Source organism: Natrarchaeobius chitinivorans (assembly GCF_003841505.1).
GTDB classification, from domain to species: domain Archaea; phylum Halobacteriota; class Halobacteria; order Halobacteriales; family Natrialbaceae; genus Natrarchaeobius; species Natrarchaeobius chitinivorans.
The window spans coordinates 19,481-41,320 of sequence record NZ_REGA01000011.1 but is presented as its reverse complement, the minus strand read 5'-3'; the positions used below and the strand labels follow the sequence as shown (position 1 = coordinate 41,320).

Below are 21,840 nucleotides of genomic sequence, written 5' to 3'. Positions count from 1 at the left end.
GATTCTGTCGGACGAACTCCGTCGGGGGATCGTAACCAGCGCGTTTATCCCGACGGAGTAACATCCCATTACCGATGCAGCGCCTGCACGCCCGGTACCCGTTTCTTGAGGCCGCCCGCGAGACCGTGGCGACGGAGGCGGTCGATCTCGCGACCGTCGTCGAGCGAGAGGGGGCGGTCGTCGACCGCGCCCGCCAACGCGTCATTACCGCGATCGAGGACGGCACCACCGGCGAACCACACCGCGATCACCGCGTCGAGTTGCTCTCCTATCCCGTCGCGCGCGTCCTCGTGTCGATGGTCGACGAACGCGTCCTCGTTCGCCGGTACGCTCGCGCGGAGGCCGCGACGGCCTACGAACGGTTCGTCGACGACCTCGCCGACACCACCGAACTGAAAAGCGTCGAGACGGCGGGACTCGATCTCGAGGACCTGTTCGCGGAGTTCGACCTGGAGGGGGCGATTCGAGAAGCCTCGGACGGGGAGTATCGAATCGCCGTCGGAACCTACCTTCCCCTCGCCGCCGACCTGTGGGACGACGGCTGGCGACTCGTGAATCGACCGCTCGCCCGGGGTGAGGTTCCGGTCGACGAGGACGAGTTGCTCGAATTGCTGCGCGAGGCCATCCGTGATCGAATCGAGGACGGCCTCCCGTTCGAGGTCCCCGAGGCGATCGCCGTCGGTCTCGAGGACGACGTGACGGAGATCAGAGACGTGCTCGCGGAGCTGGATCTCACCCGCGAGATCGACACCGTCGTTCCCGACCTGTTCCCGCCCTGTATGAAGTCCCTGCTGGATCAGATACAGAAAGGAGAACACCTTCCACACCACTCCCGGTTTGCCATCACTGCGTTCCTCGCGAGCATCGGGATGAACACCGACGAAATCGTCGACCTCTACCGGGTGAACTCGTCGTTCGGCGAGGAGATGACCCGCTATCAGACCGACCACATCCGCGGCGACACGTCGCCGACGGAGTACTCGCCACCCTCGTGTGCGACGATGCAATCGTACGGCGACTGCGTGAACAAAGACGACCTCTGTGAGCGGATTCCGCATCCGATGGCCTACTACGAACAGCGGATCGACGACGCCGAGGACGACGAACTCGAGGACTGGCGCAAGACGGAGACGGAGACGGACGAGGCGGAGTCCACAGGCGATTGAACTCGTCGGTCGTTGCGATACGTCGGTTACTTTCGGTACGGATCGTCGGAGAGTTCCTCCGCTTGCTGTTTGACGTCCGCGAGTGCTTCCTCCTGCTCGCCGCGGGCGAGTCCGCCCGATTCGACGTGGCGTCCCCCGTACTGCCAGCGCGGGATCGCGTTCCAGACGCTCGAGTCACCGTCGTCGCAGTCGGGTTCACTCGGGTCGCCGGCTCGATCGTCGGTTCTGCCGTGGTCGCTTTCCTCCGATCGGTTCTCGTCGGTCTCTTCGGGCGTCGGCGAACGTCGCCACAGCCGGAAGACGCCGAGACCGGTGAGGATCGCCAGTCCGCCGAACGCTGTCGTGGGGGAGGCGACCGCCGTCGACCGCAAGAGCGCAGAAGAACCGACCAGGCCGAACGCGATAGCGACCCCGAGCAGACGGAGGCCGCCGGTTTCGACGGCCGCAGAACTCGAGTCGGAACTGGCCATAGATAATGTCACACTCACTACGTGAAAAAGGTGCCGGCGGCGTCAGACGGATTGCTGCACGATGGGCCGATACACCAGCTGCTCGGATCGCGGGTGCGTCGGTAGTGGCGTACAGTAACCCGGATCAGGCGGCGTTTTGAGCGTCGGCGTCGTCGTCCTCGAGACCGTCTTCGGGGTCGTTCAACGTGACGGCGAGACCGATCCCCACGGCGGTAAGCAAGAAGATAAATCCGACGATCACGGCGACGAGCAGTTCCGCTCCTTCGGGCTGGAGGACGCCGTCGCTGCCGTACGTCTGTCCGATGTAGATCATGGCCCCGAGCATCAGGACGATAGACGAGACGGCCACGACGATTTCGATGAGTTGCTCCCGCTCGAGCATTATAGAAGCGCTTTCTTCGGCCAGGGCAAAAGCGCTTCGAAGGGCCCGCAGTGTCCGATGAGAATTTGATGGAGCGATCGTCCCCACGCGTGGTAGGGATCAGCACCGACGAACAGGTACAACAATCCGTATTAGGTCATCGCCATCTCTTGTTCTAGACTTCGAAGCTGTTCGACGCGCTTTTCAGTCGGCGGGTGCGTGCTGAACAGTTGGCCGACGATGCCGGACTTGATCGGGATGATGAAGAATGCGTTCATCTCGGCCTCCTCGCGCATGTCCTCTTTCGGGACACGATCCATCTGTCCGGAGATCTTCATCAGTGCGGAGGCGAGCGCCGATGGGTTGCCGGTGATCGCCGCTGCGCCCCGGTCGGCGGAGTACTCCCGGTAGCGCGAGAGCGCCCGGATGAGCAGGTAACTGATGATCCAGACGATCAGGGAGACGAGGATCGCGACGACGATACCGCCGCCGCCGCGACCGCGACCGCGACCGCCGCCGAAGAACGCGCCCCATCGCACGATCATAAACGCGATCGTCGAGAGAAACGACGCGATGGTCATCACCATCATGTCCCGATTCTTGACGTGGGCGAGTTCGTGGGCGAGCACGCCGTCGAGTTCCTCCCGGTCGAGGGTTCGCATCAGACCCGTCGTCACCGCGACTGCGGCGTTTTTCTGGTTCCGGCCGGTCGCGAAGGCGTTCGGGACGTTCGAGTCGATGACGGCGACTTTCGGTTTCGGGAGATCGGCCTGCTGGGAGAGACGCTCGACCGATGCGTGAAGCTGGGGATACTCGTCCGCAGAAACGTCTTTCGCCCCCATACTTCTGAGCGTGAGCGTGTCGCTGAAGTAGTACTGGACCAGCGACATCCCGCCGAACAGGAATCCGAAGACCAGGAAGTTCGGACCGCCGGTCAGATACCCCGTGAGCACCGCGGCGAAGACGATGTATAGCGCGAACAACAGAAACATCGTCAGAAACATCCGGAACCGAAGTCCCCAGTCCGCCTGCCAGTTCATACTCGATCTACGTTCTCGACTGAAATAAGCCCCGTGACATTCGACCGGCGATAGTCACTCGTGCGTAGAACGTATAAGACGTGAAACTATTTTCGCATCCACGACTCGAACCCCTTCGTTTCGCATGGAGACCCTGGGACGTGACGACGTCTGACACACTGATTTTCGAGTCTGTCTGACGAACGTCTGACACTCGGAGTGTACCTCGAGTTGCGGAGTCGAAGCGCAGGGTCAGTCGACAGCCCACCAGTCGAAACCGAGAGAAACCGCCGGACGGGAACGGTAAATATGTGCTTTCCTCGATGCAGCCCGATCCGTCGCCGCCGAACTCGACCCCTTCATTTCGCGTGGAGGTGTCAAGTTCTGAAAACCGACGGGACGGATGCGGATCGCACAGCGAACAGTATAACCCGCTGAATCCCTAACCTGACGTACGATGAACGAATCGCGGGCGTTCTGTCCCCGCTGTGGGGATCCGGTTCCCGATCGATCGCCGAGCGACGCGAACGACGACGCCGTGGGTGAATCGGTCGAGACCGGTGGCAAACGGGCGACCGATCCGCTCCGGCCGGGTTCCGACGTCGAACTCTGTGACTCGTGTTACTTCGACGACTTCGACTTCGTGGACGCGCCGGATTACGTCGACGTTCGGGTCTGCGCCCGGTGTGGGGCGGTTCACCGGGGGAACCGATGGGTCGACGTGGGTGCCGAAGATTACACCGACGTCGCGATCGAGGAGGTCAGCGACGCGCTCGGGGTCCACGTCGACGTCGAAGACGTCGCCTGGCAGGTCGAACCGGAACAGGTCGACCAGAACACGATCCGGATGCATTGCTACTTTACGGGCGTGGCTCGGGGCACGCCGGTCGAAGAGCGGGTGACGGTGCCGGTCAGGATCGCCCGGCAGACCTGCACCCGCTGTGGCCGAATCGCCGGCGATTACTACGCCAGCATCGTCCAGATCCGTGCGGAACGGCGGACGCCGACCGACGAGGAGATCGAGCGGGCAAAGGAGATCTCGAACACGACCGTCGCCGAGATGGAGGCGACCGGCGATCGGAACGCGTTCGTCACCGAGACGACCGAGACCGACGACGGCCTCAATATTCGGGTTTCGACCAACAAGATCGGCAAGAAGATCTCGAACAAGATGGTCCAGGAGTTCGGCGGCACGGTCAACGACGCCGAGACGCTCGTCACCGAGGACGAAGACGGCAACGAAGTGTATCGCGTCACCTTCGCCGTTCGTCTGCCGCCGTACAGACCCGGCGACGTCATCGACCTCGAGGACGACGCCGACGACGACGGGCCGGTACTCGTCCGCAGCGCTCGAGGCAACCTCAAGGGGGTTCGAGTTCGAACCGGCGAGCGCTACGAGGCGAGCTACGAGGAGGGGAATTCGCCCGACGCCCGCAAACTCGGCGAGCGCGGTGACGCCGTCGAGACGACGGTCGTCACGGTCGAAGACGAGAACGCGGTCCAGGTGCTCGATCCCGAAACGTATCAGGCGAAGACGGTGTCCCGGCCGGATTACTTCGACCCCGACGCCGAAACGGTGCCCGTCCTGAAAAGCCGCGCCGGACTCCACGTACTCCCCGACCCGGACCCGGACAGTGGCACTGACACCGCCACGACCGAGCCGTACGATCCGTACGAGAACCCGCGCGAGGACGACGAGAGCGATGCGTGAGGAATCGGACGGAGACGAACCCTCGCTCGAGTCGACTTCGGTCGGGGCACATACCGACGCCCCGCTCGCAGTGATCGTCGACAAACCGCGTACGGAGACGGCGATCGAGTCGCTTCGCGTCGAGGGCGTATACGACGACTCGAGACGGGTGCGCGAGGACGGCCCAGACCGGGTGGCGCTGCCGGTTACGGAACCGCCGTCGGAGACCGACGTGCTCGAGGTCGTGCGACAGGTCGATCCCGAACCGCGAACGCCGGACCTCGAGGACCGACTCGCCGATCGGGGCTGGGACGAGGACGCCCTCGCCGCCGCACCGGGGTCGTGGGCCGTCGTCGGCTCGGTCGTTCTCGTCTCGGTTCCCGACGGCTGTCCCGACGAGACCGAACTGGCCGAGGCGCTGCTCGAACTCCACGGCGAGGCGGACAGCGTGCTGGCCAACGAGGGGATCGCCAACGACGGAGAGGCGGGAACGTGCCGCGAGCCACGGACCCGACTGCTCGCGGGCGATCCGGATACCGAGACGATCCACGCGGAACACGGGACCCGGTACGGACTCGATCCCGCGAAGGTGATGTTCTCGCCCGGCAACCAGGCCGAGCGGGCGCGGATGGGCGAGGTCGTGCACACAGAGTCACGGCCTGTAGACTCCGCGGACGGGCCGACACGGACCGGAACCGACGAGCACGTCTTCGACATGTTCGCCGGCATCGGCTACTTCACGCTGCCGATGGCTCGTGCCGGCGCGCGGGTAACCGCAGCCGAGATCAACCCGACCGCGTTCCGGAACCTCCTCGAGAACGCGGTGTTGAACGACGTCGACGACCGCGTCGACGCCTACATGACCGACTGCCGGGAACTCACGAGCGATGTCGACGCCGACAGGGTGGTGATGGGATACTACGGCAGCGCCGAAGAATCGGCCGACGAGGAGTCTACGACGGACGCCGCGCGAACCGACGAAGCCCACGAATTCCTGCCGACAGCGCTCGAGGCGCTGGTCCCCGGCGGCGTGATCCACTACCACGAGGCGACGCCGGAGTCGCTTCTGTGGGATCGACCGCTCGAGCGACTCGAGCGCGCGGCGACGGCGGCCGGTCGCGAACTCGAGGTGGTCGGGAAACGTCGCGTCAAGAGCCACAGCGCGGGCGTGTCCCACGTCGTCCTCGACGGACGCTTCGAGTGATCAACCGACTCCGAGCGGCCGACTGCGGGAACGACGGTGATCGGTCGTGACATTCATAGCCCCGCGGTGAGTCACGCTAGACATGGATCGAAGTCAGTTCATCGCGGTCATCTTCGCGGTCCTCATGGTCACGTCGATGATCGCCTGGGGCGCACTCGCCGCGTTCTGATCGGCTCCGCTGGGATCCGCTCCGCGGCGCGGACTACTGTCGCCCGCGGTCTTGATACACGTCCCCGTTACTCGGTTTTCTCGCGGCCCCGGTTTCGTCACTCGACACCGCGCGTTCTCGCCTCCGGCCGGTCGATCTGCATCCAGTCGATCCGCGCTCGATCGATCCGCGCTCGATCGATCCGCGTCACCCGTCGGTATCCCACACGTCGGCGAGCGGACTCGAGCGTGACGATCGCTGCGAGGAGCGGTTCCCTCGAGAGCTGGTCCGCGTGCGCTGGTACCCCGCCTCCCCGGTCGAACCGGTCGTCGATCCGGATTCCGTTCCGTCGAGGGCCGCCCGCGGTTCGAACGGTGGAAGTTGCGGTTCGCTCATCCGATCGACCTGGGCTTCGAACCAGTCGGGCATGTCCGTTCGCGCCCGTTCGAAGAGATCGACCAGACTCGAGTCCGCGAGGTAGGTCGCACCGTAGTCGTCGGGCGCACGGATGACCCGGCCGCAGGCCTGAATAACGGTGCGCAGGGCCGCCCGGTAGTACCAGGCCCACTGGCCCTCCTCGAGTCGGTGTGCGACCCGCGAGTCGCTCGTGTTGAGAAACGGTGCCTTGCACAGCACCTGGAAGCGACAGAGGTCACCCTTCAGATCGAGGGCTTCCTCCATTTTCACCGAGAGGAAGACGTCGGGATCGTCGCTCGCTTTCCACTCCTCGAGGACGGCGTCGCGGTCGTCCCGGTCGTGGACCCGAATTCGGTCGCCGACGCCGAAATCCCGGAGGAGGTCGGCCAGACGCTCCTGAATGTCGTAAGAGTGGGCGTGAACCAGCCCCTTTTCGTCGGGGTGGTGTTGCATGGTCCGGACGATCGTCCGGGCGAGTTTCGGCGTCGTTTCCTTCCGGTGTTCGAACGTCATCTTTCCCTGTGTGACGTCGTACAGCGGTCGGTTCTCGACGGGAAACGTGTGGCCGACGTCGACGAGCGCGACGTTGTCGGGGTTCAATCCGACGTGCCGACAGAAGGCGTCCTTGTTGAGGATCGTCGCCGACAGCAGGGCGAACGCGTTGCCCCGATCCCAGACGGTGTGGGCGAGGTACTTCTCGGGATTCATCGGCTTGATCGTCAGGGGCCCGCCTCCGTCGTCGTCTTCGTCGTCGGCCGGATCATCCCCTCGAGCGCCGGCGGACGGTTCGGACTGGTCGACCAGCCACGTCGTCGGACTCTCCGGATCGCGGTAGTCCGAGACGAACCACTCGAGTTCGCCGATCAGTTCCTGCAGGCGGTCGCGCTCGCGCACCTCCGCGGGCGACAGCGTCTCCTGTGCGAGCAGGTCGTCCTTGCGGCGGCCACACGTCTGTGCGACGTTCTCGGCGTACCGAACGGCCCGATCGATGCCGTCGATGTCGGGGACGCGAAGCTCGTCCCAGAAGGGGACCGTCCGTGGCCCGAGCTGGATCGTGGCGTACATCTCGGCCCACTCGGCCAGCCCGTGTGCTTCGTCGATGACGACGACGTCTCGCTTTCGAAAGACCTCGCTGCCGGCGGTCTGCATGAAGTACGCGAGCGTCATCGCCGCGATCTCCCGGTTCGAGGCGATCGCACGATCAGAGAAATACGGACACCGATGCTTGACCGAGCAGTCGTAGCCGCGCTCGCGAACGCACGGGGCCTGGTTGACCGGCGTGTTTCGCTCCTCGGGGAGGATGCAGGTGTAGTTCGACTTCCCGCGGATCACGTTGAGGTCTGCGAGCAGGTCGTCGGCCGCCACGTCGTCGAGCTGTGAGACCTGCGGCGTCGTGTAGTACGCGCCCGACGCCTCGCTCGGCTCGGCCTCGCCGACAGTTCGGGCACAGCCGGCGACGGCTCGAGCCAGCAGGGACTTCCCGCTTCCCGTCGGCGCGCGCACGAGCACGACGTCGTTGTCGGCCGCGAAGGCGTCTCGAATGTCACGGAGGGCCTGCTCCTGGTTCCCGCGGTAGCTCGGCGCGGGAAACGCATCGAAGATCCGCTCGGTGTTCACCGTTCGATTCACGGCGCGGTCACACCCTAAAGGCTACGGACCGTCGCGATCGAAGGGACCGTCTACCACCGGGTAGCCGGCCGATTACAAATACCGAACCGCGCCACAGATCTACTGCGGAAGGGTCGCTCAGCGGTAGAGCACCGCGGTGCCCCTCGGGTCCGCGGCGGCCTCACGTGCCTCGTGGCGTTCGAATCCCACCCCTTCCGCTCCAGTGTCGTCTCCTGTCACTCCATTCGCTACTTTTTCACCGGGGCTCGAGCCGAGAGGTGTCCCCGTCGACCTGCTCGAGGCGGTCGACGTCCGCGCTGGTCGGTTCGTCGGGAAGTACCCCAATACAGGGGTAACACAGCATGTGTGAGGTTCCGTCCTCGAACTCCAGTGTCATCGCGGTCCCGTCGCTGCCGTCGTCCTCGCCGAAGGTCCAGACGTTGGCGATACCGCCGGCGACCGATACCGGTCGACCACAGCCGTCACAGGAGTCCGTTGCCATACGCGACCGTCTGTTCCGGACGGTGAAAGTCGTTGTCCCGCGACAGAACCGGACCGGTTGATACCGGCCGGCAGTATATACCGACCGCCGTCGTACCGCCGGTCATGGAGGTCAACTGCGAGGGCTGTGCGGGTTGTTGTCTCGACTGGCGGCCGTTACTCGAGACGGAAACCCGCGGTGACGACGGATCTCGTGGTCGGACACACGGCGAAAACGGGTCTCACGGTCGGACTCACGACGAGGCGGAAGTCGACCGGAACCCGGTCGACGACGATCCCACGTTCGTTTCGCTCACCCGCGGGACGGTTCGGACGGTCCTCGAGCAGGGGGCGGTCCCCGCCCTGACGCCGCGGTTCTGGCACGCTCGGGACGACCGCGAGAGCGTCGAGATCGACGGCCGACGGATCGCCGCCGTCGCAGGCCGTCCGGTCTTCTTCCTCGGATTGCGGAAACCGCCGAAACCGGTCGCGCCGTTCGGACGCGAGGAGCCGTCGTGGCTCCCAACCTGCGTCTTCCTCGATCCGTCGACGTTACAGTGTCGCGTTTACGACGGCGAGTTCTTCCCCGAGGACTGCGGTGTCTACCCGGAACAGACGCTCGCGCTCGGGGTCGAGACCGAGTGCGAACGCGTCGAGAAGACGTTCGGTGGCGAACGGTTGGTCTCGACGGAAGTCGACGACGAGCCCGACGGCCTGTTGCTCGGAACCGGTGCGATCGGAGAGAAACTCTTCTGTCATCCCCGACCGGCGGCGCTCGAGGGGACGATCGAGCGACTCGCGGCGGGAGAGCTGACGGCCGAGGATCGGGCGGAAACTGCCGCAGTGGCAGCCGCCTCGAGTCCCGGCACGGTCGAGATTTCGGAGGCTCACTACGAGCGAGCGCGAGACCGAGCGCTCGAGGCGGCGACCGACGAATCGGGCGGCGGGAGTGGTGTGGCGACCGACGAGGACGGAGCGTGGATCGGTCCCGCGATCCGAGAGTGGCACCGACGCCGAGTCGCTGCGGGCGAGACCGTTCCGTCTCCGTCGACCGCCGCCGACGTCGAGGACGCCCGCGGTGCGCCGGAGACGCCGGGATGGGACGATCTCGAGGGCGAGTAACGTCCGGGTTAACGAGCGAGCGCCTCGACGACTGATCGGAGAGCGTGGGGGACGTGACACGTCGAAACGCTCGCTCGAGATCGAGAAACCGTCGGCTCAGCGCGGAGGGAAACCCCCAAAGGAGAGTCGCGCGGCCACTAGTCCGACTTGATCTCCTCGAACTTGTTCAAAAGCGCTTCCGCAGAGTCGCCGGAATCGTACTCGACCTGACCGTGATAGATCGTCCGCTCGTCGTCGAAATCCGCATCGACTCTCGAGGCCTGCTGTTCGCGGCGCTCGTGTTCGTCTTCATCATAGGCACCCATTGACATGGTAGGTATAACCAATGTAGGGCGCTGTTCCATATCAATGTAACGGTCGTTCATGATGCTCTCCGGTTGGGACACCCTCGTAAGACGTATGGCGGTCTACGCCGTAGAACCGATGTGGCACGGCCGCTTCGCTTTCGCTATTCGCCCACGAACTGGAGCGAGCAGCGAGTTCGACGGAAGATTTTACAGCCGTTGCGATCGAACATCGGTGCTCGTTCGGTGTCGCCGCGGTTCGATATCGGTGGCGGGTGGGACACTCACCGCTTCGAGATGCAAAACGGCGACCTCGCACTGTTCGCCCGGAAGGACGACGACGCCTACTGGATGGGGAACACGGAAACGCCGTCGTCGCTGTGGAAAACGGATAAGTTCGGCTGGCGGGAGGTCCCCTATCACGTTTCACGGTGGGCCCAGCGGGAACTGCTCTCGACGCTCCACGAGTCGGACCCGTGGCTCGCCGACTACCCGCACATCTCGTGGTTTTTCCTCCCGGTGTTCATGTCGAAAGACGGCCGGGAGGCGACTCGAGCGTTCTTTCGGGAGCACGCGGCTGGCTTTCCCGACGCCGGCCGGCGGGAGACGACGCGGTTTTTCGAGGGCTTTCTCGAGACCGGCGTCCTCGACGAGCACAGACACGTCATGTCCGGCAAGCTCGGCACCAGCGACCACGTCGATCGGGTCCGCATGAGCGCGGCGATGGGCGAGTTCGTCGCCGCGAAGATCCTGACCGACGCCGGCTACGACGTCGTTCCGGAGATCGAGGTGACGACGGGCCACTCCCTCGACTTTCGCGCCCGCGGAAACGAGACCAACGTCCTCGTCGAGGTCACCCGGCCCCAGCCGCCGAAAAACCGTTCGGCGGCCGGCCCCGTCGCCGCCGTTCGCGACACCGCCGAGACCAAGGTCAACGGCCAGCTCGCCGCCCACGGCGGCGGCGCGATCCTGTTCGTCGACTGCTCGAGCTTTCGTGACGACGCCTGGAACGCCGTCCGCGGCGAACAGCCGGACGTCCGTCACCGACCAGCGGTGGTCTACCGCGCCCGCCCGAACGGCCACGTCGAAGGCTATCGGAAGGGGTCGGTTCCGCTCGAACTCGCGGACGCAGTCGAATTTCTGGACTAACGACGGGTGATCCTCGGGTTGGACTGGGGACTGTTGATCCTCGGGTGAGGTGGTTTGCTGTAAGAGAACTCCGAGCCACGACGCCGTCCGTCGGGCGAACGGCGTTCGGCCAATCGAGAGAAGCAGTGGACAGTCTACCTCTAGAAGGAATCAGTCCGCCTCTAGAAGGACATCGCGTCGGGCGTGTACGGACTGCCGACCGGCGTCGGGTCGCGGTCGCTGTATCCGACGCGGCCGATCGCTTTGTCGCTCACCGCGGTGTAGACGGCGAATCGAGCGTCTTCGGGGGCCTGGAAGGTTTCGGACTCGAGACGTGTGAGTACCTCGCCGACCGTTTCGGTGCCGTTCGGGAGCTCGAGCGTCCGGTCTCCGTGCTCCGCGATCAGTTCGTCGGTCGTTGCGGGGTAGTCGTAGTCGTCGATGACGTCGCCGGTGCCGTTGAGCAGCATTACACCATATTGTGTGTGAACAATGATTATAAACATTGTCCATAAAGGATTACTAGTCCTCCCCTACTGACTAGCTTCCTAGTATGCCTCTAGAGACCACGGTCCGGTGCCGTGACGACGGAGAGAAACCGCTAAACCGCGCCGGTCCACAGGTGAGCTATGTCCTACGCCGATCTGCACGTCCACACGACCCGTTCGGACGGCAGCCTGACGCTCGAGGAACTACCGGCGGCGGCCCGTCGTGGCGGCGTGGAGGTCGTCGCGGTGACCGATCACGATCGATTACAGCCGTTCGACGACCCGATTCTCGAGCGTGAGGGCGTTACGATCGTCCACGGAATCGAACTCCGGGTCGAAACAGAAAGCGGCCAGCGGGTCGACCTCCTCGGGTACGGCGTCGAACCGACGGACGAACTCGTCGCGACGACTGAGCGGATTCAGTCGAACCGGATCGAGCGAGGACAGGCGATCGTCGACTGCGTCGAGGACCGTCTCGGCGTCGACCTGGATCTGACCGCGAGCGAGGGATTCGGCCGCCCGCACGTCGCCCGAGCGATCGACGACCATCCGGACACCGACTACGACTACGAGGGTGCGTTCGACCACCTCATCGGCTCCAGTTGCCCGTGTTTCGTCCCGCGAGAGATCCCGTCGTTCGAACGCGGCCGAGCGGCGCTCGCGGAGGCGGGCGAGATCGTCTCGCTCGCACATCCCCTGCGGTATCCTGACCTCGAGGGAGCGCTCGCGCTGGCGCCCGACCTCGATGCCCTCGAGTTGCGCTACCCCTACGATCGCGACGTCGACCTCCAACCGGTCGAGCGGGCGATCGACCGCCACGACCTGCTCGCGACCGGTGGTTCCGACGCCCACGACGGGCGTCTCGGTCTCGCCGGACTCTCGCGGGCGAAGTACGACCGCCTCGAGTTATAGGGAGAATGATACCAACGATAGCCGAGAGCGGAGGGTTCAATGCGTCGGGGTTCCTACACGCTCGTATGAACTGCCACTACTGCGACCGCACGGCCGCCTTCGCCGCCGAATCCGACGGCGTCAAGGTCGGCCTCTGCGAGGAACACTTCCGCGAGCGGTTGCAGGAACTCGCCGAGAGCGACGGACTCGAAACGCTCAAGGAAAAAGTCGACGTCGATCGCGCCGAGTAAGTCTTCTCGAGGGTTTCTGCAGGATTACGCCGTTCGACCCGCGTCGACGTCGATTGCGTCGACTGGACAGACGTCGACACAGAGCATACAGTCGATACACTGGGCTTCGTGAGTCGGTTCGGCCTTCCGTTCGCTCTCGGGGTGGTCCGGCGTGTCGACCCACTCGAAGACGTCGACCGGACAGTCCTCGAGACAGGCTCCGTCGGCGATACAGAGATCGTAGTCGACGGCGACGTGGGTCCCCCGGATACCGAGTTCCTCCGGCTCGTCGACGGGGCCCCAGACGGCGATGCCGTTTTCCTCACCGACCTTCTCGCGGTTCTCGTGAAACTGTGGATCTATGGCCATTGCTAACAGGTTCAGACGGGTGGCCCACACTTAAAAGTACGGACTCTTTTTAAGTGAGTACGAGTCGCGTCTCGAGTTAGGGGTGCCTAAAACCGCAGGGAGTAACCTGCTCCGTTCGAAACGGCGAAATCGGAGAAACCAGCAGGTATATAATCGGACGGCGGGCCCGTCCGGGCGAATGGGAGATCCGCACTCGATGTGGACCCGGCCGATCGTGATCCCCTCACCGGGCCTGCTATACTCGAGTTCGGAGCCCCGGGGCAGTCACGCGAACGAGGAACCCCGGACGAAGCCGATCGACGGCCGACCGGAATCTACACGACCCGCCCCGTCGTTGCGACCCGTATGGCCCGAACCGTCGACGAACTCCGAAACGAGATACGGCTGGCCGTCGACCGATACGAGCGGATCGAGTCGACGGCCTTCACGAAAGAGTCCCTCGCCGCGATCTGTGACGCCGTCGGCTACGACGTCGACGCGAACGACCTCCCACCAAAATCACAGATGCGGGCGGGCATCCTCTGGACGATCGGCGACCTGGACGACGACGATCCGGACAGTGTCGACGGTCCGTTCCGAAAGGCAGACCTCGAGTCGATCGAGGGCGCGCTCCGAGACGAGTCGCCGTAGTCGTCGGTGGGTTCCGTCACGGGAGAATAGTCGTGACACGTCCGTCCGGACGACGGCAGCGCGATCAACGCGTCCCGCTTCGGTCGGTCCGTTTTCTCTCATCCTCGCCTCGTACCTCCGTCGAACGAGCCCACCGAAAGCGGTGGGCGGAGTAGGCGGTCGCCGCGACCAACGATCCGACGAACCCGAGTAACCACGCGAACGCGGCGTAGCCGACGTAGACGTTCTCGTATGGAGCGATAACGTCCCGTGGCGGTTCGGTCGCAAACGGTCCGAAGTGGGTGACGATGACGGCGAAGGTGATCACAGCCAACAGGACGGTCCAGTACCCCGCGCCGACCCGCTCCGTCAGCGTCAGGTACAGACCGAGCGCGAGAAGCGGGTAAATCGCGAGCGTGTAGGTAAACACCGTCACCTCGGGAATCAGCGGCCATCCGACGTGATTCCCGCGAACGACGTGGTCGGCGTGGTGTCCAGCGCCGAAGACCGTCGCCAGAGCGATCAGGATGTAGAGCCGCCCGTCGACGCTTTCCGCCCCGCGCTGGTCGAGCGTTCGAAGATTCAGGATCCCGGTAGCCGTACCGAACATAACCAATCGTCTCGTCCAGAAGTAGGAGTACGTTCCGGCAACATGTTGGGCCGGACATCGCCTCGGCAGTGGCGGTCCGCGTCGTCTCGGCAATGGCGATTCGTGTGTCGCGGGCGTCGCTCGAGTGTCGCTTGCTGGTATCGCTCGAGTATCGTGGGCGTCGCTCGAGAGTTGATCGTGAACCGACTCGGTCTCCTGCGAGCTATCGGAGACGCCTGCCCTTTCGATCCGGCCCGGTCAAGAACCACTTGAGCAGCGTCGCCTCGCCCCGCCGGAGGATCGTACTCGCGGTCGATTTGTCGACGTCGGCCGTTTCGGCGAGATCGGCAAGCGTACACTCTCGCGGGACCTCGTAGTACCCTTCCCGGATCGCCGTCTCGAGGAGTTCCCGCTGGCGGTCGGTCACCAGCGTGTCCGTATCGGCCGTGCTCACGACCGACTGCAGTTCGTACGATCCGTCCGCCGCCTCGATGATCGCCCGGAGTTGATCCAGTTCGTCGCGCGTTCCCGTCAGATCGAGTTCGAACCAGCCGTCCCGAGCGACGACCGGGAACTCGATGGGAAGCGAGGAGGTCTCGACGAACTCGTAGAGATCCGTGTCCGTCGACTCGTACTTGCTGAGGACGCGCCCGTCGGCGGCCTCGAGGGGTTCGAACTCCGTGATTGCGGGATGATCACGCAGCGCCTCGAGGACCGCGTCGGGCTCGTCGGTCACGATCTCGCCGAGTTCGGTCGCGCGGCCGTCGACCCGGTAGCCCGCAAGCAGTTCGAACGTCGCGTCGGGGAACCGCCGCGAAACGTCGGCCACCCACACGCCGTCGGGCAGACGGATGCGAAGCTGTGCGCGGATCATCGCTTCTCGTCCGCGCCGGTCGGGGGTCGAGTTACGCCGAACTCGGTTCGTCCGTCTCGGACCGGTCGTCGGCCGGCCGGAATCGACGCAATCATTCTGGCTCGATCGAAACGGTAACGCTTCACGGTCATTAGTGTGCTGAAACCTCGAGCCGGATGGGAAGTCAGTTGTTCGTCGACGCGCCCGCACGGACGCGAATCATCCTCGAGCGACCCGGTCGTCTGTCACTCCTCGAGCGACCCGGTCGTCTCGAACAGGTCGCCGTCGTAGGCGATCGTCCGCGTCTCGTCCTCTTCGTATCCGAAGCGACGAAGCGCCGTTCCGCGGTCCGTCTTGACCCGAACCGTCTCGACGCCGTTCTCGAACAGCGGAAGCGAATTCCGCAGCGCTCTGAACGGGCGCCGGGGCAGTTGCTCCGGAACGAGCCGCTGGTCGAGATCGACGAAGTCGCCGTCCGATCCCGCGTGCGAGACGGTGACCGTCGCGGGTCGGCGGGCCTCCTCGTAGTTCGGCAGTTCGACGACGATCGTTTCACCCTCGTCGTCGATGGCGATATCCAGTTCGACCGAGACCTCGAGCGGCGGGGCCTCGAGGTCGAACGCCGCTGCATGCGTCTCGTCGTCCGCGCTGTAGCCGACGGTGTAGGCGTATCGGCCGCCGCCGAGGTGACCGACGGTCCGTGTGCCCCACCGTTCGGCCGGATCGCCGTCGTAGACGAAGAGTTCGGATTCGTCGACGCCGCCCGGCCGAACCGCAGCCGCCGGCATCGGCCACTCCCAGGGGTCGATCGGAAACCACCGGCCACCCTCGAGTTTGAACAGTCGCCAGTAGTACGGGTTCCCCGACAGCGACTCCCGGCCGTGGTTGACGAGGTCGAACTCGATCTTTGCCGGCGCTGTGACCGATTCGTGACTCGGCTCGAGGAAGACCGGCGTCTCCGGCGTCGCGTCGTGGTACCACCGGACGTCGGTTTCGTCCGGCTGTGAAGGGACCGTCGCGTCCGCAAGCGACGAGTCGGCGTCGGGGCCCGGCTCGTCGGTCGACCAGATCGCGATTTCGAATCCGTCGCCGCGCCGAGTGAACTCGTACCGGCCGGCTTCGATCGGCTCGTCGCCGCGTCGGTGGTCTCCGAGCAGGTAGTGTTCGCCGGTCACGCGCTCTTCGGCCCCCAGCGTCACCAGGTCGGGAAACCAGTCGTCGCGGACGGTCTCGAGTCGCCACCGGCCGCCCCCGTCGCGGTCGTACCCGGGGGAGGTCTCGGCCAGCGGGTGGTCCGCCGCGGGCGCGAGATAGACGGTGACGTTTCGGTCGTCGCTCGAGCGGCTCGAGGCCGGATCGTCGAGAACGAGCAGTCGTCGCGGACGGAACGTCTGTTCGTACGGCCGTCGGTTCTCGACGGTTGCAACGAGTGTCGCCGGCGATTCTGCGGTTGCCGGTTCGGCGAACTCGAGGTGCATCGACAGCCCGTCGTCGGTCGAGACGCGGCCGTTCACGACGGCGGCTGTGAGCGGAGCCGTCTCGAAGTCCACGACCGTCGGTTCGTCGAACGGCGAACCGCGTTCGGTCGGTTTCGGTTCGTCCGTGTCGTCTCCGTTCGACTCGCTGTCGGCGTCGTCGACGCCGAACTGGGGGCGGTCGTTCGAATCCGGCTCTGGCTCGGTCTCGGATGCAGAGAGGGCGGAACAGCCGGGGAGGAGACTCCCTCCGACGACGGCTCCGGCGAGGAAGCGGCGGCGGCGCATACTCGAGACGATCGGTTGGATCGCCATAAGTTTCCGGCTAGCTCAAACGAATGTTTCGGTGTGGCTGCGGGCGAACGCACCGCTTTTGACGGTTCCGCCGATAGCATCCGGTATGGACCTCACTCACCGCCCGCGACGACTCCGCCAGGATCGGATCCGCGGGCTCGTCAGCGAGACCAGCCTCGAGCCAACGGACTTCATCGCTCCTATCTTCGTCGACGCGACGACCGACGAACGGATTCCGATCGAGTCGATGCCCGGCCACGAGCGCGTCCCGGTCGGAGAGAGCGTCGCCCGCGTCGAGGAAGTGCTCGAGACGGGCGTCGAGGCCGTCATGCTGTTCGGCATCCCGGAATCGAAGGACCCGGAGGGGACGCGGGCCTGGGTCGAGGACGGCGTCATCCAGGACGCCACGCGCCGGATCACCGCGAAAACCGACGCCTACGTCATCACGGACGTCTGTCTCTGCGAGTACACCGACCACGGCCACTGTGGGCCGCTCGAGGAGGAGTTGCGGGGTGAAGGGGACCACGACCACGACTCCGCTTGCGAGCACGATCCGGCGCTGACCGTCGACAACGACGCCACCCTCGAGTCCCTCGAGCGGATCGCCGTCTCTCACGCGGAGGCGGGCGCGGACATGGTCGCGCCGAGCGGGATGATGGACGGCATGGTCGCGGCGATCCGCGGCGCGCTCGACGACGCGGGCTACCAGGAGGTGCCGATCACGAGCTACGCCGCCAAGTATGAGAGCGCGTTCTACGGCCCGTTCCGGGACGCCGCCGACGGCGCACCCTCGTTCGGCAACCGCCGGCACTACCAGATGGACCCCGCGAACGCTCGCGAGGCGATGCGGGAAGTTCGACTCGACGCCGAGCAGGGCGCCGACGTGTTGATGGTCAAACCGGCGCTCCCGTACCTCGACGTCGTCCGGGATGTTCGCCGGGCGTTCGACCAGCCGGTCGCCGCCTACAACGTATCCGGCGAGTACGCAATGATACACGCCGCCGCCGAGAAGGGATGGCTCGATCTGGAGGAGGCGGCACTCGAGTCGCTGCTGTCGATCAAGCGGGCGGGTGCGGACCTGATTCTCACCTATTTCGCCGAAGACGTTGCCCAGCGTCTGGGCTGACACCGTTCTTCGCGACCGTTCGGACGATCGTCCAGAACCTGTCGAAATCCCCCGCTCGAGCGGCGACGTTTGGTGCGCGCGAGTCGATAGCGGGGTGAAGTGTCGGTCCCGGCGGCCCTAATGACAATATTCGCCTCCTTTGCTCCCGACTCGCGGTTGACGAACGGCCACTAACCGTCCGAGAAACGGAACGAGTGGACGCTCCCTGGACCTTATATAGATTATACCGCCTCTAGACTTTCACACCCTAACCTATTATGGAGCATTTCTGGACGAACTCCAACGATTATCCTTATATAGTGTGTGTCGATACTGTGCGAACGTGATTTGGAACACAAACGACGGGCTATTCGGAATTAGTATGGGCGTTCGTAAAACAATACGTGGTGTTGCTGGAGATCCGGTCGGTGATCGTCCGTGATCGAACCGGTCGTCCTCCAGGCGGAAGCGGCGGATCTCGAGTCGCTGGCGACGGGGATGAACCTGATGTGGGCGCTGACGGTTACGTTCCTCATCTTCTTCATGCACGCGGGATTCGCGATGCTCGAGGCGGGACAGGTCCGCTCGAAGAACGTCGCGAACCAGCTGACCAAGAACATGCTGACGTGGGCGGTCGGTATCTTCGTCTTCTTCGTCGTCGGGATGGGGATCGCCAACAACGTCGGTGCGGCCCTCGTCGGCGGCGACTCGACGCCGCTGACGATGTTCGGCGAGGGATCGTTCGACTGGGTGATGTGGCTGTTCAGCGCGGTGTTCGCGATGACGGCCGCGACGATCGTTTCGGGTGCGGTCGCCGGCCGTGCGAAGCTCCGGGCGTACGTGACGTACACGTTCCTCCTCGCGGCGGTCATCTACCCGGTCGTCGCCGGGATGGTGTGGTACGCCCCCGGCGGAACGCCGATCCTCGAGAGCCTGGGCTTTGCGGACTTCGCGGGCGGAATGGTCGTCCACGGCGTCGGCGGCGTCGCCGGCCTCACCGCGGCCTGGATTATCGGCGCTCGCATGGACAAGTACGACGCCGACGGCGGCGTCAACATCATCCCCGGTCACTCGCTGACGTTCGCCGTGCTGGGGACGCTGATTCTCTGTTTCGGCTGGTTCGGATTCAACGTCGGCACCGCGGCGACCGTCATCGACACCGGTACGTTCGAACTGGCCGACTTCAGCTACGTCGGCAGCGTCGCGATGGTCACGGCTCTCGGGATGGGGCTGGGCGCACTCGGTGCGTCCACCGTCTCGCTGGCGATGAACGGGAAGGTCGACACGCTGTACGTCGCGAACGGCATGCTCGCCGGCCTCGTCGGCGTCACCGGCCCGACCGATCTCATCACGCCGATGGGCGCGATCGCGATCGGCTTCCTCGCCGGCGCGCAGCTTCCGATCGTCTTCAAATTCGTCGACGAACGGCTCAAGATCGACGACGTCTGCGCCGTCTTCCCGGTCCACGGGACCGCGGGGATGCTCGGACTCGTCATCTACCCGCTGTGGTCGATCGAGGGAACCGCCATCGGCGGCGGCCTGATCGCCGGTGGGATCCTCTCGATCGAGGCAAGCGCGTTCGCCCCGCAGATCGTCGGCGTCGCCGTCATCACGATCTGGACGGTGCTCGCGACCGCTGCCGTCTGGGGTGCATTCAGGCTCGTCGGCGAGGCTCGAGTCACGCCCGATCACGAACGCGACGGGCTCGATCTGGCCGAACACGGCGTCGACACCTACCCCGAATTCGGCGGTCCAGACGTCGCGACCGACGGCGGTCGTGCTGACGGGGGAACCGTCCGTACGGACGGTGGGGGAGCCACCGACGGCGACCTCGAGCTGATCACCGCTATCGTTCGCCCCGACCAGCTCGGTGCGGTCAAGCAGGCACTCGCCGAAGTCGGCGCGCCGTCACTGACCGTCACCAACGTCTCGGGACGGGGATCACAGCCCGCGAAGACGGGCCAGTGGCGCGGGGAGGAGTACACGGTCGACCTCCACCAGAAGGTGAAAATCGAGTGCGTCGTCGCGAGCGGGCCTGCTGGCCCGCAGCGAACCGGCGGTAGCCACACAGCCGACGTCTCCTCGGAAAACGTGGTCGAAGCGATCGCCGACGCGGCGAACACCGGCGAACCCGGCGACGGGAAGATATTCGTTCTCCCCGTCGAGAACGCCTATCAGGTCAGGACGGGCAAGACGGGGAAGGACGCCGTCTGATGCGGTCTGCTGTCGACACCGACTCAAGAGTCCATACGATCTGAACCGCTGATTCGTCACTGATACGGATTACTGTAGCGATTTACCGGTGAGACCGCCGCCCGGGTCGCGTTCTCACCGGAAACGATCTACAGTAAACCGTATGAGATCCGTCACGCTCTCTTTGGGCTCTCTCCTCGACCGCGAACGGTCGTCTCGAGCACCCTCGACCGACCCCGGTACTACTTTGGGCTCCCCTCTCGAACGCCAGTCTATGAACCACGAGCAGTCTCGAGCACTGTACGACCGGGCGCTGTCGGTGATGCCCGGCGGTGTCAACTCCGCGGTTCGTGCCGCGATCGAACCCTACCCGTTTTTCGTCCAGAAGGGCGACGGCGGCCACGTCGTCGACGCCGACGGCAATCGGTACGTCGACTGGGTGATGGGACTCGGACCGCTCCTGCTCGGCCACGACCTCCCCGAACCGGTTCGAGCGGGGATCCAGCGCAAGGCGAGCGAGGGGCCGATGTACGGGACGCCGACCGAAGTCGAGGTCGACCTCGCGGAGTTCGTCGTCCGCCACGTCCCGAGCGTCGAGAAGATCCGCTTCGTCAACTCGGGAACCGAAGCGACCACCTCGGCGGTCAGGCTGGCCCGCGGCTACACCGGCCGCAACAAGATCGTCGTCATGCAGGGTGGCTACCATGGGGCCCAGGAGTCGACGCTGGTCGAAGGCGACGCCGAGAACCCGGCCCCCTCCTCGGCGGGCGTCCCACAGTCGTTCGCCGACCACACCATCCCGGTGGCGTTCAACGACGAGGAGGCGATCCGCGAGGTCTTCGAGAACCACGGTGACGACATCGCCGCGGTACTCACCGAACCCATCCTCGGCAACTACGGCATCGTCTATCCCGAGGAGGGGTACCACGAGTTCCTGCGCGAGATCACCGACGAGCACGGCTCGCTGTTGATCTTCGACGAAGTGATCACGGGATTCCGCGTCGGCGGACTCGGCTGTGCCCAGAGCGAGTTCGGCGTCACGCCCGACCTCACGACCTTCGGCAAGATCGTCGGCGGCGGGTTCCCCGTCGGCGCGATCGGCGGTCGCGCCGAGATCGTCGAGCAGTTCGCACCGTCGGGACCCGTCTTCCAGGCCGGCACCTTCTCCGGTCACCCCGTCACGATGGCCGCCGGCCTCGAGACCCTGCAGTTCGCCGCCGAAAACGACGTTTACGACTACGTCGACGCCCTCGGCGAGCGACTCCGTCGCGGGTTGACCGAGATCGTCGCCGATCAGGCACCGAGCTACACGGTGACCGGCACCGCGAGCATGTTCAAAGTGATCTTCACGCGCGACGGACCGGGACCGAACTCACTCGAGGAACAGTGCGAGGCCGGCTGTCGACAGAATCCGACCTGCCCGCGCTACGACTACTGCCCGAAGAACGCGGCCGACGTGAAACACGCCGAAACCGACCGCTGGCGGCGTATCTTCTGGAGCGAGATGAAAGAACGGGGGATCTTCCTCTCGCAAAATCAGTTCGAGTGTCAGTTCGTCAGCTACGGCCACACCGACGAGGACGTCGAGCAGACGCTCGAGGCGTACAAAGAGGCGCTGTGAGGGCGGCAAAACGGTCGACGGAAGCC

At 64.9% G+C, this 21,840-nt stretch carries 22 protein-coding genes and 1 tRNA gene; 12 read left to right on the top strand and 11 right to left on the bottom strand.

What is annotated here, in order from left to right; all coding sequences use genetic code 11:
• Positions 1-74: 74 nt before the first annotated feature.
• Positions 75-1,166 carry a DNA primase regulatory subunit PriL gene (priL, locus tag EA473_RS12830; protein WP_124196059.1) on the top strand — a complete coding sequence of 364 codons (1,092 nt, stop codon included), beginning with the start codon at positions 75-77 and terminating at the stop codon, positions 1,164-1,166.
• Between the two features lie 26 nt (positions 1,167-1,192).
• Here priL and EA473_RS12825 read toward each other — a convergent pair whose 3' ends face one another.
• From EA473_RS12825 to htpX, 3 genes are all read right to left on the bottom strand, one after another.
• On the bottom strand, positions 1,193-1,636 hold the full coding sequence (locus EA473_RS12825) for a hypothetical protein (RefSeq protein WP_124196058.1): 444 nt from the start codon (positions 1,634-1,636) through the stop codon (positions 1,193-1,195).
• A 124-nt stretch (positions 1,637-1,760) separates the two neighbouring features.
• Positions 1,761-2,018, bottom strand: coding sequence for a DUF7472 family protein (locus EA473_RS12820; protein ID WP_124196057.1), 258 nt, complete (start codon positions 2,016-2,018; stop codon positions 1,761-1,763).
• 131 nt (positions 2,019-2,149) lie between these two features.
• A complete protein-coding gene (gene htpX, locus EA473_RS12815) occupies positions 2,150-3,037 on the bottom strand; it encodes a zinc metalloprotease HtpX (protein WP_124196056.1) in 888 nt (295 codons plus the stop codon).
• A gap of 436 nt (positions 3,038-3,473) precedes the next feature.
• On the opposite strand from htpX, the gene EA473_RS12810 reads away from it, so the two are divergent.
• Entirely contained in the window at positions 3,474-4,727 is a 1,254-nt protein-coding gene (locus EA473_RS12810; protein ID WP_124196055.1) for a 60S ribosomal export protein NMD3, read from the top strand.
• The gene (locus tag EA473_RS12805; protein ID WP_124196054.1) at positions 4,720-5,910 is read left to right on the top strand and encodes a class I SAM-dependent methyltransferase; all 1,191 of its coding nucleotides are present in this window, start codon (positions 4,720-4,722) and stop codon (positions 5,908-5,910) included. Before EA473_RS12810 ends, EA473_RS12805 begins: the two co-directional genes overlap by 8 nt.
• Positions 5,911-6,265: 355 nt before the next feature.
• Here the strand turns inward: EA473_RS12805 and EA473_RS12800 are convergent, their stop codons facing one another.
• On the bottom strand, positions 6,266-8,092 hold the full coding sequence (locus tag EA473_RS12800) for an ATP-dependent DNA helicase (protein WP_124196053.1): 1,827 nt from the start codon (positions 8,090-8,092) through the stop codon (positions 6,266-6,268).
• A gap of 118 nt (positions 8,093-8,210) precedes the next feature.
• Between EA473_RS12800 and EA473_RS12795 the strand changes: the two genes are divergently transcribed.
• A tRNA-Val gene (locus tag EA473_RS12795) sits at positions 8,211-8,301 on the top strand.
• Between the two features lie 38 nt (positions 8,302-8,339).
• Here EA473_RS12795 and EA473_RS12790 read toward each other — a convergent pair.
• Positions 8,340-8,585, bottom strand: a complete 246-nt coding sequence (locus EA473_RS12790; protein WP_124196052.1) for a DUF7561 family protein — start codon at positions 8,583-8,585, stop codon at positions 8,340-8,342.
• A gap of 104 nt (positions 8,586-8,689) precedes the next feature.
• Between EA473_RS12790 and EA473_RS12785 the strand changes: the two genes are divergently transcribed.
• Positions 8,690-9,685, top strand: a complete 996-nt coding sequence (locus tag EA473_RS12785) for a YkgJ family cysteine cluster protein (protein WP_124196051.1) — start codon at positions 8,690-8,692, stop codon at positions 9,683-9,685.
• Between the two features lie 137 nt (positions 9,686-9,822).
• Here EA473_RS12785 and EA473_RS22305 read toward each other — a convergent pair whose 3' ends face one another.
• Positions 9,823-9,996: a DUF5786 family protein gene (locus EA473_RS22305; RefSeq protein ID WP_243645253.1), complete on the bottom strand. Its 174-nt coding sequence runs from the start codon at positions 9,994-9,996 to the stop codon at positions 9,823-9,825.
• 114 nt (positions 9,997-10,110) lie between these two features.
• Here EA473_RS22305 and EA473_RS12780 point away from each other — a divergent pair, with 114 nt between their 5' ends.
• Complete coding sequence (locus tag EA473_RS12780) at positions 10,111-11,118, top strand: DUF5784 family protein (protein WP_124196050.1); 1,008 nt, start codon at positions 10,111-10,113, stop codon at positions 11,116-11,118.
• Positions 11,119-11,279: 161 nt separating this feature from the next.
• Here EA473_RS12780 and EA473_RS12775 read toward each other — a convergent pair whose 3' ends face one another.
• The gene (locus EA473_RS12775; protein ID WP_124196049.1) at positions 11,280-11,567 is read right to left on the bottom strand and encodes a DUF5789 family protein; all 288 of its coding nucleotides are present in this window, start codon (positions 11,565-11,567) and stop codon (positions 11,280-11,282) included.
• A gap of 159 nt (positions 11,568-11,726) precedes the next feature.
• On the opposite strand from EA473_RS12775, the gene EA473_RS12770 reads away from it, so the two are divergent.
• A complete protein-coding gene (locus tag EA473_RS12770; protein ID WP_124196048.1) occupies positions 11,727-12,497 on the top strand; it encodes a PHP domain-containing protein in 771 nt (256 codons plus the stop codon).
• Positions 12,498-12,562: 65 nt separating this feature from the next.
• A complete protein-coding gene (locus EA473_RS22300; RefSeq protein ID WP_165875282.1) occupies positions 12,563-12,727 on the top strand; it encodes a DUF6757 family protein in 165 nt (54 codons plus the stop codon).
• 24 nt (positions 12,728-12,751) lie between these two features.
• On the opposite strand, the gene EA473_RS12765 is transcribed toward EA473_RS22300, so the two are convergent.
• Complete coding sequence (locus EA473_RS12765; protein WP_124196047.1) at positions 12,752-13,075, bottom strand: 4Fe-4S dicluster domain-containing protein; 324 nt, start codon at positions 13,073-13,075, stop codon at positions 12,752-12,754.
• Positions 13,076-13,420: 345 nt separating this feature from the next.
• Between EA473_RS12765 and EA473_RS12760 the strand changes: the two genes are divergently transcribed.
• Entirely contained in the window at positions 13,421-13,705 is a 285-nt protein-coding gene (locus EA473_RS12760) for a hypothetical protein (protein ID WP_124196046.1), read from the top strand.
• 64 nt (positions 13,706-13,769) lie between these two features.
• Here EA473_RS12760 and EA473_RS12755 read toward each other — a convergent pair whose 3' ends face one another.
• The 3 genes from EA473_RS12755 to EA473_RS12745 form a co-directional block, all read right to left on the bottom strand.
• Entirely contained in the window at positions 13,770-14,294 is a 525-nt protein-coding gene (locus EA473_RS12755) for a hypothetical protein (RefSeq protein ID WP_124196045.1), read from the bottom strand.
• Between the two features lie 202 nt (positions 14,295-14,496).
• Entirely contained in the window at positions 14,497-15,147 is a 651-nt protein-coding gene (locus EA473_RS12750) for a helix-turn-helix domain-containing protein (RefSeq protein ID WP_124196044.1), read from the bottom strand.
• A 224-nt stretch (positions 15,148-15,371) separates the two neighbouring features.
• The gene (locus tag EA473_RS12745) at positions 15,372-16,889 is read right to left on the bottom strand and encodes a hypothetical protein (protein WP_124196043.1); all 1,518 of its coding nucleotides are present in this window, start codon (positions 16,887-16,889) and stop codon (positions 15,372-15,374) included.
• Between the two features lie 112 nt (positions 16,890-17,001).
• On the opposite strand from EA473_RS12745, the gene hemB reads away from it, so the two are divergent.
• The 3 genes from hemB (at position 17,002) to hemL (ending at position 21,814) form a co-directional block, all read left to right on the top strand.
• On the top strand, positions 17,002-18,021 hold the full coding sequence (gene hemB / locus EA473_RS12740) for a porphobilinogen synthase (protein WP_124196042.1): 1,020 nt from the start codon (positions 17,002-17,004) through the stop codon (positions 18,019-18,021).
• A 417-nt stretch (positions 18,022-18,438) separates the two neighbouring features.
• A complete protein-coding gene (locus EA473_RS12735) occupies positions 18,439-20,214 on the top strand; it encodes an ammonium transporter (RefSeq protein WP_124196041.1) in 1,776 nt (591 codons plus the stop codon).
• A gap of 253 nt (positions 20,215-20,467) precedes the next feature.
• Entirely contained in the window at positions 20,468-21,814 is a 1,347-nt protein-coding gene (gene hemL, locus EA473_RS12730) for a glutamate-1-semialdehyde 2,1-aminomutase (protein ID WP_124196040.1), read from the top strand.
• Positions 21,815-21,840: the final 26 nt, after the last annotated feature.

Bases quoted from the DNA above. Each gene is read 5' to 3' on its own strand.
- EA473_RS12790 (WP_124196052.1), bottom strand. From the start codon at position 8,585: ATGGCAACGGACTCCTGTGACGGCTGTGGTCGACCGGTATCGGTCGCC.
- EA473_RS22305 (WP_243645253.1), bottom strand. From the start codon at position 9,996: ATGTCAATGGGTGCCTATGATGAAGACGAACACGAGCGCCGCGAACAG.
- EA473_RS12785 (WP_124196051.1), top strand. From the start codon at position 8,690: ATGGAGGTCAACTGCGAGGGCTGTGCGGGTTGTTGTCTCGACTGGCGG.
- EA473_RS12770 (WP_124196048.1), top strand. From the start codon at position 11,727: ATGTCCTACGCCGATCTGCACGTCCACACGACCCGTTCGGACGGCAGC.
- hemB (WP_124196042.1), top strand. From the start codon at position 17,002: ATGGACCTCACTCACCGCCCGCGACGACTCCGCCAGGATCGGATCCGC.
- EA473_RS12805 (WP_124196054.1), top strand. From the start codon at position 4,720: ATGCGTGAGGAATCGGACGGAGACGAACCCTCGCTCGAGTCGACTTCG.
- EA473_RS12810 (WP_124196055.1), top strand. From the start codon at position 3,474: ATGAACGAATCGCGGGCGTTCTGTCCCCGCTGTGGGGATCCGGTTCCC.
- EA473_RS22300 (WP_165875282.1), top strand. From the start codon at position 12,563: ATGAACTGCCACTACTGCGACCGCACGGCCGCCTTCGCCGCCGAATCC.
- priL (WP_124196059.1), top strand. From the start codon at position 75: ATGCAGCGCCTGCACGCCCGGTACCCGTTTCTTGAGGCCGCCCGCGAG.
- EA473_RS12825 (WP_124196058.1), bottom strand. From the start codon at position 1,636: ATGGCCAGTTCCGACTCGAGTTCTGCGGCCGTCGAAACCGGCGGCCTC.
- hemL (WP_124196040.1), top strand. From the start codon at position 20,468: ATGAACCACGAGCAGTCTCGAGCACTGTACGACCGGGCGCTGTCGGTG.
- EA473_RS12745 (WP_124196043.1), bottom strand. From the start codon at position 16,889: ATGCGCCGCCGCCGCTTCCTCGCCGGAGCCGTCGTCGGAGGGAGTCTC.
- EA473_RS12765 (WP_124196047.1), bottom strand. From the start codon at position 13,075: ATGGCCATAGATCCACAGTTTCACGAGAACCGCGAGAAGGTCGGTGAG.
- EA473_RS12750 (WP_124196044.1), bottom strand. From the start codon at position 15,147: ATGATCCGCGCACAGCTTCGCATCCGTCTGCCCGACGGCGTGTGGGTG.
- EA473_RS12775 (WP_124196049.1), bottom strand. From the start codon at position 11,567: ATGCTGCTCAACGGCACCGGCGACGTCATCGACGACTACGACTACCCC.
- htpX (WP_124196056.1), bottom strand. From the start codon at position 3,037: ATGAACTGGCAGGCGGACTGGGGACTTCGGTTCCGGATGTTTCTGACG.
- EA473_RS12755 (WP_124196045.1), bottom strand. From the start codon at position 14,294: ATGTTCGGTACGGCTACCGGGATCCTGAATCTTCGAACGCTCGACCAG.
- EA473_RS12760 (WP_124196046.1), top strand. From the start codon at position 13,421: ATGGCCCGAACCGTCGACGAACTCCGAAACGAGATACGGCTGGCCGTC.
- EA473_RS12820 (WP_124196057.1), bottom strand. From the start codon at position 2,018: ATGCTCGAGCGGGAGCAACTCATCGAAATCGTCGTGGCCGTCTCGTCT.